This window comes from Bradyrhizobium sp. WU425, assembly GCF_021052305.1.
Classification (GTDB): Bacteria; Pseudomonadota; Alphaproteobacteria; order Rhizobiales; family Xanthobacteraceae; genus Bradyrhizobium; species Bradyrhizobium canariense_D.
On record NZ_CP088089.1, the window covers coordinates 7378747 to 7393796 of the forward strand.

Sequence of the window (15050 nt, forward strand, 5' to 3'; positions counted from 1 at the left end):
AGTGTTAACGAAAAAGAGAGAGGGTCATCCGCGGAAAGAGATCCCTCACCCGGCTTCGCTTGCGCGAAGCCACCCTCTCCCGCAAGGGGAGAGGGTGCACTGCGTATGAGGCGCGAACTATTGCATCGACACCAGTGAGAAGTCGATGAACCAGCTCTTTGGCTGCACGACGCCTGTCACCTTCGGGCTGATGGCGCGGGGACCGACGTCGTGGGCGACATAGAGGAAGGCCGCGTCATCGACGGAGGCCGCGTGCAGTTCGGCGAGCGCGGCGTCACGCGCGGCGGGATCGAAGGTCTGCCGCGCCTTCTTCACCAGCTCGTCGAATTTGGGATTGTTGATGAAACCCCAATTGTTCGAGACCGGCGGCGCCATGCCCGATTGCAGGAAGCGCACCAGCGCGAAGAACGGGTCCATCGCCGCATAGGTGACGTTGGTCGCGTTCGAGCCGTTGGCACTGGGATCCTTGGCGCCGCGGCGCCAGTTGGTGAACAGCGTATTCCACTCGATGACATCGAGCTGCACGTCGAAATAGCATTCGGCCAGCGCCTGCTGGATATATTCGTTCATCGGCAACGGCTGCATCTGGCCCGAGCCGGACGCAGACGTCTGGGTCTTCACCGTCAGCTTCTTGTTCGGGCCGAATCCGGCCTCCTGCATCAGCTTCTGTGCAGCAGCCTTGTCGTACTTGATCTCGAAGGTCGGTTTGCCGCGCCAGGGATGGCCGACCTCGAACGTGCCGGTCGCGGGCACCATCAGCCCCGCGAGCAGGCCGTCCTTGAGGCCTTCGCGATCGACGCAGAGGTTCGCGGCCTTGCGCACGCGGATGTCGTTCCAGGGCGAGCCCTCGACGCGCGAGAACTGCCACGGCCAGACGTGCGGCTGCTCGTTGGCGTAGAGCTTGAAGCCGCGCTGCTTGAGCTCGGGCAACGCGTCCGGCGCCGGCGCCTCGACCCAATCGACCTGCCCGGAAAGCAGCGCCGCGGTGCGCGCGTTGGCCTCCGGCATCGGCAACAGCACCATCTTGTCGACCTTGGGCACGCGGTCCTTGTTCCAGTAGCTCGCATTCTTGACCAGCTCCAGCCGCTCGCGCGGGGTGAAGCCCGCCATCTTCCACGGGCCGGTGCCCGCGGCGTCCTTGGCAAACGCGGTCCATGCGGCCTGCGACTTGGCCTTGGCGTCGGCGCCCTCCGCCTTGTCGTAGAAGGCCTGCCACTTCGCCGGGCTCGCCATGAAGAGATTGGTGAGGTTGATCGGCAGGAAGCTGTCGGGCTCCTTGGTGGTGAGCTCGACCGTCATGTCGTCGACCTTCTTCGCTGATGCCAGCGTCGGCATGCGCGAGGCCGTGACACCGACCTGGCTGGCGTCGAATTGCGGCGCGTCCTGCTTCAGCACCTTCTCGACATTCCACACCACGGCGTCCGCATTGAACGGCGAGCCGTCATGGAAGGTGACGCCCGGCCGCAGCTTGAAAGTCCATTTGGTCTTGTCGGCATCGTCGACCTTCCACTCGGTAGCAAGGCCGGGGATCACCACGCTCGCCTTGTCGGCCGAGGAAAGGTCCCAGCCGGTGAGCGCGTCATACATGGTGAGGCCGGTGAAGCGGTTGCCTTCAAAGCCCTGATCGGGCTGGCCCAGCGTGCGCGGAATATCGGCAGCCGTCATGGCGATGCGCAGCACGGTTTCGGCAGTGGCCGCGCGCGGCCACGCAGCCGCGCTACTGAGCGCCAGCAACGCGATCAGCGCCGCGCGGGTCTTGTTTTTCTTGATCAACATTGACTCAATCCTTTTCCGGCTTCGATGACTAATTTTGATGCAATCGTATGCAATGCCTATGCCAATGGGGAAACTTATTCTGCAAATTGCCCCTGCGACGACAAGTCCTTGTGATGACACGTCGGCGAAAGCACCTCGCTGCCTATTCTGGCATCAAGATTGCAGGTTTGGCTCCGATTGTCCTTGAATTCTTCCTTGGAGCTTTGGCCCATGCGTATCCGACTATCGACCTGTTTCGCCGTGCTTGCACTGGCGTTGTCCGCGATTCCGGCGGGCGCCGAAACGGTGCTGCGCTACGGCATCTCGATGGCGGACATCCCGCTGACGACCGGCCAGCCCGATCGCGGCGCGGGCGCCTATCAGTTCACGGCCTACACCATCTACGATCCGCTCGTGGCGTGGGAGATGGACGTCGCCGACCGGCCGGGAAAGCTGGTGCCGGGATTGGCCACCGAGTGGAGGGTCGATGCCGAGAACAAGACCAAATGGCGCTTCACCTTGCGCAAGGGCGTGAAGTTTCACGATGGCAGCGAGTTCGATGCCGACGCCGTGATCTGGAATCTGGACAAGGTGCTCAATGACAAGGCGCCGCAATTCGACAAGCGCCAGAGTGCGCAGGTCAAGACCCGCCTGCCTTCGGTCGCGAGCTACGCCAAGATCGACGACTTCACGGTGGAGATCACCACCAAGACGGTCGATTCCTTCTTTCCCTATCAGATGCTGTGGTTCCTGGTCTCCAGCCCGGCGCAATACGAGAAGCTCGGTAAGGACTGGGACAAGTTCGCGAGCCAGCCTTCGGGGACCGGCCCGTTCAAACTGACAAAACTGGTGCCGCGCGAACTCGCCGAGCTCACGAAGAATCCGGATTATTGGAACAAGAAGCGTATTCCCAAGGTCGACAAGCTCGTGCTGGTGCCGATGCCGGAAGCGCTGACGCGCACCAATGCGCTGCTGGCCGGGCAGGTCGATCTGATCGAGACGCCGGCGCCGGATGCCGTGCCGCAGCTCAAGGCCGCCGGCATGAAGCTCGTCGACAACGTTACGCCGCATGTCTGGAATTATCATCTGAGCGTGCTGCCGGGTTCGCCCTGGACCGACATCCGCCTGCGCAAGGCGCTGAACCTCGCGATCGATCGTGAAGCCGTGGTGGGCCTGATGAATGGCCTTGCGAAACCCGCCAAGGGACAGGTCGATCCGTCGAGCCCCTGGTTCGGCAAGCCGAGCTTCGAGCTGAAATACGATGTCGCAGCCGCCAAGAAGCTGGTCGAGGAAGCCGGCTACTCCAAGGCGAAGCCGCTGAAAGCGACCTTCATCATCGCACAGGGCGGCACCGGCCAGATGCTGTCGCTGCCGATGAACGAATTTTTGCAGCAGAGCTTCAAGGAGACCGGCATCGACATCGATTTCAAGGTCGTCGAGCTCGAGACACTCTATACGCATTGGCGCAAGGGCGCGGCCGACGAGATGAACGCCGGCATCACCGCCAACAACATCGCCTATGTCACCTCTGACCCGCTCTACGCCATCGTCCGCTTCTTCCATTCGAGCCAGATCGCGCCGGTCGGCGTCAACTGGGGCGGCTACAAAAACCCGAAGGCCGACGCGCTGATCGACGAGGCCAAGCAGACCTTCGACAGCGCCAAGCAGGACGAGTTGCTGGCGCAGGCGCACGCGCTGATCGTCGACGACGCCACGCTGGTATGGGTGGTGCACGACACCAACCCGCATGCGCTGTCGCCCAAGGTCAAGCAGTTCGTGCAGGCGCAGCACTGGTTCCAGGATCTCACGACGATCGGGGCGGAGTGAGGCTCAAGGTCGGCACCCCGCTTCCGCAAACACCACTGTCGTCCTGGCGAAAGCCAGGACGACACCTCTTATTAAGGCGACGGCCTGCGGCGTCGAACACCGCTGTCGTCCCGGCGTAGCCGGGACCCATAACCACCGAGTTGAATTCGGCAACGACAGCCAACTCCGATCTGGCGTACAGCTTCTGCTGCGGAGTATGGGTCCCGGCCTGCGCCGGGACGACACCGAGGGTTTAGCCGCTAGCAAGCGCCTCCCTTATTTCGTCAGCAGCGCATAGGCCCCGGTCCAACCTTCCGGCGGTGGATTGACCTGGAATTCCTTGATGCGCACTTCATAGAGCTTGAACAGCTTTTCCAGCGTGTCGGCATCCTCGCTCCTGCGGCCGCGGTCGATCGCGTCCAGCGCGCCCTGCCAGTCGCGGCTGCGATAGCAGGCGAGCATTTCGATGGTGACGTTGCGCAGGCGCTGGAAGGCGCCTGAAAGCATCACATCCTCGCGGCCGGCGATGGCATAGATCACCTCCGGCTCGGTCTTGCCCTTGACCATGATGAAGTCGAGTTCGAGGATCGCGAACTTGTCCTTGGCCGCGAGCGCGGTGCGCGAGCCAACGATAATGGGAAAGCCGTATTCCTTCGACTGGCCTTCCAGGCGCGAGGCCAGGTTGACGCTGTCGCCGAGCACCGAATAGTTCTTCTTCAGGTCGGAGCCCATGTTGCCGACGACGCCGATGCCGGTGTTGAGACCGATACCGACATTGAGCGGGATGTAGACGTGACCGCCATCAATGGCCTCCTGCTCGCGGTCCTTGTTCACCGCGTCGATCTTCTCCAACATCTGGATCGCGGCCTCACAGGCGTTGACCTCGTGCTCGGCATCGTCGAGCGGCGCATTCCAGAACGCCATGATGGCGTCGCCCATATATTTGTCGATATAGCCCTTCTGATCGATGATCACGTCGGTCAGCGGAGTCAGGAAGCGGTTCATCAGCGCGATCAGGCCCTGCGGATCGTGCTTGTAGGTTTCCGATATGGTGGTGAAGCCGCGCACGTCGGAGAACATGATCGTCATTTCGCGCTCCTCGCCGCCGAGGACGAGTTTTTCCGGTGACTGCGCGAGTTGCTCGACCAGCACCGGCGACATGTATTGCGCGAACATGCCGCGGATCTGCACGCGCTGGCGCTGCTCGCGCACGAAGCTGGCGAAGATTAGCGTCAGATAGATCGCGGTGGTCGAGAGCAGCGGATAAGTGAAGTCGATGAGATAGCGGTGCTGCGCATAGAAGAACCAGGACACTCCGATCAGGATAGCGGCGAAGGTCGCGCCGGCAAGCACGAGGCGAACTGGTCCGAGGTTCGGCGTGAAGATGATGACGAGCAAGCCGATGACGAGCGCGGCGAGCAGCTCGACGCCGAGCGCATAGTTCGGCTGGGAGATCACCGCGCCGCTCAGCACGCTCTCCAGCACCTGGGCGTGGATCTCGACGCCGGGCATGGTCGAGGACACCGGCGTGGTCTTGATGTCGTTGAGCCCAACCGCCGAGGTGCCGATCAGCACCAGCTTGCCGGCGATCTTGTTAGGCGGCACCGTATTGTCGAGCACGTCGGCGGCCGAGACGTAGATCGAGGGATCCTGGCGCGCGTAATGCACCCAGAGCTGACCGTTCCTGTCGGTTGGGATCTCCACGCCCTTGAGACGCACGGCCCGCACGCCGGTCTTGTCGGTCCGAACCAGCAAGGTCGGCGTGCCCGTGACGACGCGCAAAATCTCGAGGCTCAGCGAAGGCATGACCATGCCCTGGGCGCGCATGATCATCGGCACGCGCCGGATCAGGCCGTCGCGCTCGGTCTTGATCGAGAACAGGCCGCGGCCGGCCGCGACCTTCTCGATCTCGGGCACGTTGCGCAACAGCCCGGGAAATTCGAATAGGAAGCGCTCAGCGCCCTCCTCGCCGACCGTCGCGACGCCGGTGAAGGGCAGCGACTTGTCGACCTCGGACGAAATCGCCCGCTGCCCAGTCTCGCCCAGGATCACGCGCGAGCGCTTGATCGCTTCGGAGAGGATCTGGTCGTTGCTCGGCAGCTCGCGCAGCTTGGCGCGGGTGGCGTCGTCCAGGTAGCGCATCTGGCTCGCGACCAGATCCGGGTTGAGCCGGTCGGCCTCCGAGAACACGACGTCGAAGCCGATCGCCACCGCGCCGTGATTGGTGAGGTTCTGGATCATGTCGGCGATCCGCGTCCGCGGCCACGGCCACTGGCCGAGCTTGGCGAGGCTCTTGTCGTCGATGTCGACGATGGTGACCGGCCGCGCCGTCTTGTGGCGCGGATCGATCAATTGAAACATGTCGAAGGTGCGCAGCCGCAGTTCCTGGATCGGAGGCGGATCCCAGAGCCGAGCGCCGGCAAATACGACCAGCAGCGCAAGGCACATCAGCCGCGCAAACCCGAACTTGCGCGCAAACCACCGCCGCAGGATCTTGAGACGTTTCATGGTGGCTGGATATCACGCTTTGGCGGTGAACGGCAGCGTGGATCGGGCCTGCCGACGATCGCGGCCCATCATGCAGCAATCAGGCATGGACGATGAAGTCGCTCGCCTGGAGGTGGGCGACACCCTTCAGAAGGATGGTGTCCGAAGCGTTGATCGTGATCAGGGTGTCAGCGGAGTTGGTCGGCGAAGCCGCCACGTGCTGCGCCATCCATGCCCCAAAATCGCTGGCGGTCACGACTGCCGACAAGTCGATATGGTCCTGACCGGGCGTGAAATTGGTGATCGTATCGTTGTTGGAACTGGCGGCGAACACGAACTGGTCCTGATGGCCTGTCCCGATGAAGTCATCTTGCCCGGCCGTGCCAAAGAGCAGGCTAACCGTATTGCTTGCGTTGTGACTGTCGGCCACGGTGAGCGTGACCGTCTGTATGGCCGCACCTTCACTTGCATCAGTGTAGGTCACGGTCTGCAGCGCGGAATTGATATGCGCCAAGGTATCTGACGTCGACGCCGGACTCAAATTGCTACCGGAGCCGGAGGCAACGAGCGTGAAGGTTTCATTGGCAGCCGCATCGGAGTCGGTGGACGAGATACCGTGCACAGTGACTTGAGCGCCGTCATGCGTGAGGCTGATCTGGTTGACGTCCATTACCGGCGCATCGTTCGCGCCGTCCACGTCCACCGTGAGTATCGCAGTGCCGGTCGCGCCATGCGCGTCCGTCGTCTGGACCGTAAACGTATCCGCGAAGGGCCCTTCTTGCAACGCGTTGATCGCAGCCGCGTCGGGAACGTAGGTGTAGCTGCCGTCAGAGTGGACCGTCAGCGCGCCGTAGTGTCCTGGAGCCGTCCCGCAACTATCCGCATCCTGGACAGAATAGGTCAGCGTCACCGTCTCGTCGGCATCGGCGTCGGTGCCCGCGAGATTTCCGGTGAGATTGGAGAAGGTGTCGGTCGCCGCCGTGTCCGTAAGCTTGCCGAGGTTGAGAGCGGACAGCGTTGGCACGTCGTTGGCGCCCGCCAGGTCCACCGTGTATATCGCCGTGGAGGCGGCGCCATGTGCATCCGTGACCTGGACCGTGAAACTGTCGGAATAGTGCAAGCAGCCCGGCAGCGCGTTAATCGAAGCCGCATCGGGAACGTAGGTGTAGGTGCCGTTCGTGTTGAGCGCCAGCGCGCCATAGTGACCCGTGACCTCTCCGACTGCCTGGTGATCTGCGTTCAGCAAGGTGTAGGTCAGCGTATCGCCGGAGTCGGCATCGGTCCCGACCACCTGTCCGGTGAGGTCAGAGAAATTATCCGCTGCGCACGTATCGGTGAGCTGCCCGATGCTACCATCGGTCAACACCGGAGCGTCGTTGGCGCCTGTTGCGGCAACCGTGAATGATGCCGTGCCGACAGCACCTTGCGCGTCCGTGGTCTGAATCGTGAAGACGTCCGAACAAGGGCCTTCCGAAAGCGCGTTGATCGAAGCCGCATCGGGAACGTAGGTGTAGGTGCCGTTCGCGTTGACCGTCAGCGAGCCGTACAGGCCAGCCGTCGTCCCATGACTATCCGCGTTCAGAACGGCATAGGTCAGCCCCGCCGTCTCGCCATGGTCGGCGTCGGTTCCGACCAGCGTTCCCGTGACGTCCGAGAAGCTGTCGGCGGCGGAGGTATCGACGAGCGGATCCGTAGTGACCGCGGCCAAGGTCGGCGCGTCGTTCTTGCCTGTGATCGTGACCGTGACGTCGGTTGTGGCGGTCTCGCCGTAATCGTCCGTGCTCGTGATGGTAGAAACCACCTTCGCGGTCTGGTCCTTGGCGAGGAAGTCCAGCGCGCCGTCGGCGATCGAATAGCTCCAGGTGACGATGCCATTGTTCAGCCCGGCCTGCGGCAGAAGCGTCAGCCCGCTCTTGAGCGCCGCGATCTCGTCAAGCGAGAGCGACGAGGTGAGGTTAGTGCTGTGATCGGCGCCAAGCGAGGTCACGTCCTGGCCGGTGATCTGTGCCGACGGCAGGTCGGTCAGGTCGATGTCGGTGAAGTCAATCGCGCCGGTCGCAGGCGTTGAGGTATCGGAGGTGGCGAAGTCGCCGGTGGCGTCCGCCTGCTCGGAGACGCCCCCCGCCAGCACGCCGCCGGCGGTGAAGGCCGGGGCGTGGTCATCGGTCATCGTGATCAGCGTGTGGCCAGTGCCGTCGTCGCTCCCGGCGAAATGGGCATTGCTGTAGTCGGCGCCGGCCAGGTTCAGGCTGATGTGATTGCCGTCCGCATCGGTCACCGTCAGCACGCCGCCGGTCGCGGGATTGGAGTTTGCAACATAGACCGCGCTGGTGCCGAGCCCGTATTTGATCGTCGACAGGTCGATCGTGTCGTTCGCGGACAGCTCCGCGATCGATCCGCCGAACGTATCCGTATCGATCTCAACCGCGGCGCCGTCGCCCGCGAGGTTGATCGTCTGCGCGACCGTGCCTTCGAGCTTCAGCAGCGCACCGGCATCGACGGTGACCGAGCCCGTGCCGGTCAGCAAGCCGAACAGCGACAGCTCGCCATCATGGACCTCGATGCTGCCGGTATTGCTGATGGTGCCCGAGATCGACGCCGTGCCCCAGCTGTCGATGTGGCTGTGATTGACGAGTCCAGGCCCACCCAGGGAGATCGAGGCGCCGTTGAGGAGATCGATGACACCGTCATTGACGATCGACGACGCATTGCCGAAGACGCTCGTGCCGGCGACCGTCCAGGTGCCGCCGGACTCGTTATTGAAGGTCGCGCTGGCGACCGAGATATTGCCGTTGATGTGGCCGGTGTTGTTGATCGTGAGGCTGCCACCGATCTCGATGATCGCATCGGTCGCGGAGGTCACGCTCGAAGCGGCGGGCGGCCCGATGGTGCCGGAATTGTTGATCACCGAACCGGTCGTATCCTGCTGGATGTGGATCGCCGCATTGCCACCGGCGCCCACGATGGAGCCGGAATTGACGATGTGGATCGAACCGGTCGCGCCCGAAAACTCCAGCGTCGCGCCAACATCGACGATTACCTTGCCTGAACCGGCGATGCCGCCCGCAAGGTCGAGAATGCCGCTCTGGACCTCGATGATGCCGGTGTTGGTGACGCTGCCCGTGACCGTATCGACGCCGGCGCTGTAGAGATTGCCGGCATTGCTCAGGCTGCCGCCGTTGATCGAAACGTCGGTCAGATAGAGCTTCGAGGTGCCGTCGACCGTGATCGACCCAGCACTGCTGTTGCTAACGGTGAGATTTGCCAGCTTCAGCGTGCCGTGGTTGACCGCCTCAAGAGCCGCGGTGTTGGAGATATCCTCACCGGAGACGTCGAGCACGCCGCCCTTCGCCTGAATGAGATTGTGATTGGTGATGGCGTGAAGCGTGGCGGGATCAATCGTCAGCGTACCGCTGGTGACCGTGATCGTGCCGGTGTTGGTAATGTCGGCATTGTCGATGGCGCTGGTGCCGGTCGATTCCAGCGTACCGGCAATCGTCACCGTGCCGCCGTCGATGGTCGCGCCCTGAAGATCGAGTGTCGAGCCGGACTCGACCGAGACACTACCGCTGCCGGTGTCGGTCACCGTCATCCCGATCAGCTTCAGTGTCCCATGATTGATCGCCGCCAGCGTGCCGGTGTTTGCGATGGCTTCGCCGTTGATGTCGAGCTCGGCGCCATTGGCCCTGAGGATGCCGCCATTCGCGATCGAGCTTGCGGAGGTCGTCGCCAGCAGCGTCAACGCGCCCAGGGTTGCCTCGATCAGATAGTTGTTCGAGATGTTGGCGTCGGTAATCGCAGTTGTGCAGGTCGAATTCAGCGTGCCCGAAACGGTGAGCGCGCCGCCTGTCAGGCTCGCACCGTTCAATGTCAGCTTGCTGCCTGCATCGACCTTGACCGTGCCATGATTGGCGATTGCGGTGCCCGCAACTATCACGTCATCCAGCGTCAGGATGACGCCGCTCTCGACCGTCACGGCAGTGGTGCTCAGCGTCGCCGATTGATCGATCTTGCTGGCGCCGGTGACATCGATCGTGCCGAGACCGTTGATCGTACCACCGCTGATCGTCGCGCCGTTAACTGTCAGCTTGCCGTTGGCATCGACCGTGACGTTACCGGCATTCGCGACCGTCGAGCCCTGGTCGATCGTCAGCGCGCCATTCGTCAGCACCTCGATCGTGCCGGTGCTCGCATTCGTGATCGTCTCGTGGTCCAGCGCGTTGCCGGTGCCGCTGACCTTCAACGCCGCGTTGTTGTTCAGGATGCCGCCGCTCAGCACCGCAGCGCCGGTCAAATCGATCTCGCCATTGCCGGTGACCGTGCCGGTGCCGTTGATCGTCGCCCCGTTGACCGTCAGCTTGCCGTTGGCATCGACCGTGACGTTACCGGCATTCGCAACCGTCGAGCCCTGGTCGATCGTCAGCGCACCGTTCGCCAGCACTTCGATCGTACCGGTGCTCGCGTTCGTGACCGTCTCGTGGTCCAGCGCGTTGCCGGTGCCGCTGACCTTGAAGGCCGCGTTGTTGTTCAGGATGCCACCGCTCAGCACCGCAGCGCCGGTCAAATCGATCTCGCCATTGCCGGTGACCGTGCCGGTGCCGTTGATCGTCGCCCCGTTGACCGTCAGCTTGCCGTTGGCATCGACCGTGACGTTACCGGCATTCGCAACCGTCGAGCCCTGGTCGATCGTCAGCGCACCGTTCGCCAGCACTTCGATCGTACCGGTGCTCGCGTTCGTGATTGTTCCATGGTCTAGCGCGTTACCCGTGCCGCTGACCTTGAAGGCCGCGTTGTTGTTCAGGATGCCGCCGCTCAGCACCGCAGCGCCGGTCAAATCGATCTCGCCATTGCCCGTGACAGTCCCGGTACCGCTGATCGTGGCGCCGTTAACTGTCAGCTTGCCAGCGGAATCGATCGTGACGTTGCCGGCATTCGCGACAGTCGAGCCCTGGTCGATCGTCAGCGTGCCGTTCGCCAGCACCTCGATCGTGCCGGTGCTCGCATTCGTGATCGTCTCATGGTCGAGCGCATTACCGGTGCCGCTGACCTTGAAGGCCGCATTGTTGTTCAGGATGCCGCCGCTCAGAACCGCGCCGCCGGTCAGATCGATCTCGCCATTGCTGGTGACCGTGCCGGCACCATTGATCGTGGCGCCGTTCACCGTCAGCTTGCCGTTGGCATCGACCGTGACGTTGCCGGCATTCGCAACCGTCGAGCCCTGGTCGATCGTCAGCGCGCCGTTCGCTAGCACTTCGATCGTGCCGGTCGTCGCATTCGTGATCGTTTCGTGGTCCAGCGCGTTGCCGCTGCCGCTGACCTTGAAGGCCGCGTTGTTGTTTAGGATGCCGCCGCTCAGCACGGCAGCGCCGGTCAGGTCGATCTCGCCGTTGCCGGTGACAGTCCCGGCACCGTTGAGCGTGGCGCCATTGACTGTCAGCTTGCCGTTGGCATCGACCGTGACGTTGCCGGCATTCGCAACCGTAGAGCCCTGGTCGATCGTCAGCGCGCCGTTCGCCAGCACTTCGATCGTGCCGGTGCTCGCATTCGTGACCGTCTCGTGGTCCAGCGCGTTGCCGCTGCCGCTGACTTTAAAGACCGCGTTGTTGTTCAGGATGCCGCCGCTCAGCACCGCAGCGCCGGTGAGATCAATCTCACCGTTGCCGGTGACCGTGCCGGTGCCGCTGATCGTGGCGCCGTTGACCGTCAGCTTGCCGGTGGCGTCCACCGTGACGTTGCCGGTGTTGGCGACGCCGGAGCCCTGGTCGATCGTCAGCCAGCCATTCGCCAGCACCTTGATCGTGCCGCCGGACGTGTTTGCGACGGTCTCGTGGGCGAAATCCGCCGTGCCCTTGACGTTGACCGCCCCTGAATTGTTCAGCGTGCCGTTCTTGAGGACGCTGCAGCCGTCGAGTTCCAGCGTGCCGGCGATGGTGACCGTGCCGCCGCTGATGGTGGCGGTGTCGACGATCAGCGTCGTGCCGGCATCGGCCTTCAGCGTGCCGCCGGCATTGTTAATTCCGGCGAGCGTCTTCAGCGTGCCGCCGAACAGCTCGATCGTGCCGGAATTGGTGATTGTGGTGCCGTTGGCGAAATCGCCGCCGCCCTTGAGCGTCAGGTAGCCGGCATTGGTGAGCACGCTGCTGTCCAGGAACTCAGCCTTGCCACCAACCGAGATCGTGCTTGCCGTGAAATTGGTGAGCTTCGAATCGGCCTTGAGGCTGATCTCGCCCGCAATCGTCAACGCACTCTTGTTGATGACTTCCGGCGCCTTGTGGCCGACCGCGGTGTCGTAGTCGTTCATCGTGATCGACTTGGCGTAGGCTGCCGTGTCGATCGTCACCGGATAGGACGGCGTCAGCCCATGCAGCTGGTCGGTGATGACGATGACGTCGTCATTGATGGTCGGGACCGTGCCGGTTGCCCAGTTGGCCGCATCCTTCCAGAAGCCGCCCGAGGGAGCGCCGGGCTTGTCGGTCGCGATCCACACCACGGCGGGAGCGTCGGTGCCGGTGATCGTGACGGTGATGGTCTGCTGGGAGGTGGCGCCTTGCGCGTCCTTGAGCGTCACGGTGTAGACCAGCGTCAGCACCTCACCGTTGGGGATGAAGTCGGCGAGATAGACCGGCAGGTCAGCCAGCGACCAGTTGATGGTGCCGGTGCCGTCTCCGGTGCTATCGGCGCCCGCCGCGATCGCGACCGACATCGCGCTCTGGAACGCCGCAAGCGGCCCCGGCGGAACGGTGCCGTCAGGCAGGGTCGCGCTGGTCAACGCCACCGACACCGTATGCTTGTCGGTGAGATCGACGTCGTCGAAGCTCAGCGTGCCCGACGTGGGAACATCGCTGGTGAGCGGGCCACCCGGCACGCTGGTGCCGCCTTCGAAGATGATGGTCGGAACGCTGGTGGTGATCACCGGCTTGTCGTTGGTGCCGGTGATCGTGATGGTGATGTCGATAGTCGACGTTTCGGGATTGACCGAGAAATTATTGTTGACGCGGACCTTGTAGGTCAGCGTCAACGTTTCGCCCGCCGCGAGGAAGTCGAAGACGTGGTCGGGAATCGTGTAGGTCCAGACCGCCGAGCCGTTGTTGTTGTTACCGGCGGCTGCGGCGACGCTGAGCTGGATCTGCGTTGCCGCGATGTCCTGCTTCTGGAGTGCAGAGAGCGCGCCGGTGACATCCTGCTGGCCGGCGTTCTTGTAGACAAAGTTCGGCGCATCGCCGAGGTCTATGCTCACCGTCGGCAGATCGGCCAGGTTTTGATCGACGAAGGTGATGCGACCGGAGATGGTATCGTAATGAGTTGTGTCGCCGGTCGTGCCCGCGCGCTCGATCATCTCGAACGCCGTCTTCACATTGCCGTTGAGATCGAGGCTTTGACGAACGGGCGGGCCGGGAATGCGGGTGCTGGTCGACGGATTATGGCCGGTCCCCTGCGATCCCGGCTCAGGGAGATGCGTAAAGGTCGCGGTCGCGGTGGCGCCGGTATCCGTCTTGATGAAGACAATGTTGCCGGTCTGCGTGATCGAGTCGGTGAAGTTCTGGGTCAGCTTGGTGTTGCTGTTGTTGTCCGTGAACTTCAGCGTGAACACGTCCGTGATCAGCTTCTGGATGTCCGGCGACATCAGCGCATTGGAGATCGAGACGTTGCCGCCGCTGATCTGGATCATCTGGCCGGCCTGGTTGACCGTCGCGATCGGCAGCAGCGTGACCTTGTCGAACAGGATGTAGGAGCCCGTCGTGCCGTTCGGCTCGACCAGCACCTGGAAGCTTGCCTGCGGCTGCGGATCGCCGCCGCCAGCGGGAACGACGAAGTTGATCTGGCTCAGCACCGCCGTACCGCGGATGCCCATGGTGGCGACCGGCGTGTCGACCTTCATGTCGCCGTGCTTAGCGGTCTCACCGGCAACGAAAGTGATGGTGCCTGCGACCAGACTGAGCAGAGAGGAATTGTTCGACCCGTTGGGGTCGTAGACCATATCGTTCAGCACCATCCGCGCATTGGAGGACAGGCCGAACACCGTGCCGTCGATGAACGTAATGCCGAGCGTCGAGTCGCCGCCGGTCGAGACCACGTCGCCCTTCTCGACGTTGTCGCCATTGTTCAGGATGACGGAGACGCCGTTACGGACCGCGGTCGCGCTGCCGGAGAGCTTGGTGACGTGGCCGATGACCTGCGCGGCGGCAATGCCTGAGGCGGCCTGCGCGTATTGCACATGGCCGGTGAGTGCGTTGACGACGTCGCCGGTGAGGTGCGCGCCGTCGGGCGAGGCGATCGCCGCGCGCTTGTCGCCCCTGAAATAATCGTGAACGACGAAATCGTGCCCATCATGGGACAGCACGAGATCGAGACCGGCGCGCTTGAAATCGCCGTTGAAGATCAGGTTCGGGTCGGGAACCACGAATGCGCCATCGGGCACGTGGCCGTGTGCCTTCGCAGTAAAGGAATCGACATGGCCATCGGCGGGCGATCGGGAACCCAAGCCGTCCAAGGAAATCGCGGCGTCAAATTTGCCAGCGTAATTCAATCCGGGCACCAAAAAAGGAGTTAAAATCTAAGTAAGTATCGCTCGCCTAAACTTGCATATCATTACCAAGTCCTTAGCGAAACCACCTATTGCTTGTGTGATTTCGCATCACCAAGCGGTCGATGCTCTCGGACGGCTGGGCACCTGCAGGGAAGCCAAAGTAATCTTTCAAATACTCATAAGTAAAGTAGCGCTTATTTTCGCTCATTTTCAGTAACCTCATGTATTCTATTGCAGAAATCTGGCAATAGATACTTCTGTCATCTTTTGTTCGTGGTGCCCCGCACGACCCTGCGGCAAATACGGGGCCAAATCTGTGATCCAGCTAACAGAACTTGCGAAATAGCCAACCGTTAGCCATAGGGCGGAGAATCAGTTCCACGACAACTTCTGCCTGCAATTGGTCCCTCTTCGCGGCAACCGCCGCCCTCCTAGCCGGCGAATCGTAAAATTTTACGCAATATGAGCAGGCCCG

4 protein-coding genes are annotated in these 15050 nt (G+C 62.6%); 1 reads left to right on the forward strand and 3 read right to left on the reverse strand.

The features are described from left to right. Nucleotides 1-117 precede the first annotated feature (117 nt). The gene (locus tag BcanWU425_RS35220) at nucleotides 118-1776 is read right to left on the reverse strand and encodes an ABC transporter substrate-binding protein (RefSeq protein WP_204513227.1); all 1659 of its coding nucleotides are present in this window, start codon (nucleotides 1774-1776) and stop codon (nucleotides 118-120) included. Between the two features lie 210 nt (nucleotides 1777-1986). Between BcanWU425_RS35220 and BcanWU425_RS35225 the strand changes: the two genes are divergently transcribed. Then, complete coding sequence (locus BcanWU425_RS35225; protein ID WP_018457598.1) at nucleotides 1987-3582, forward strand: ABC transporter substrate-binding protein; 1596 nt, start codon at nucleotides 1987-1989, stop codon at nucleotides 3580-3582. Between the two features lie 255 nt (nucleotides 3583-3837). Here the strand turns inward: BcanWU425_RS35225 and BcanWU425_RS35230 are convergent, their stop codons facing one another. Both BcanWU425_RS35230 and BcanWU425_RS35235 read right to left on the reverse strand, forming a co-directional pair. Then, nucleotides 3838-6069 (reverse strand): CHASE2 domain-containing protein, encoded by a 2232-nt coding sequence (locus BcanWU425_RS35230; RefSeq protein WP_018457599.1) that lies wholly within the window; start codon nucleotides 6067-6069, stop codon nucleotides 3838-3840. Nucleotides 6070-6148: 79 nt separating this feature from the next. Then, a complete protein-coding gene (locus BcanWU425_RS35235; RefSeq protein ID WP_445818646.1) occupies nucleotides 6149-14575 on the reverse strand; it encodes a VCBS domain-containing protein in 8427 nt (2808 codons plus the stop codon). Nucleotides 14576-15050: the final 475 nt, after the last annotated feature.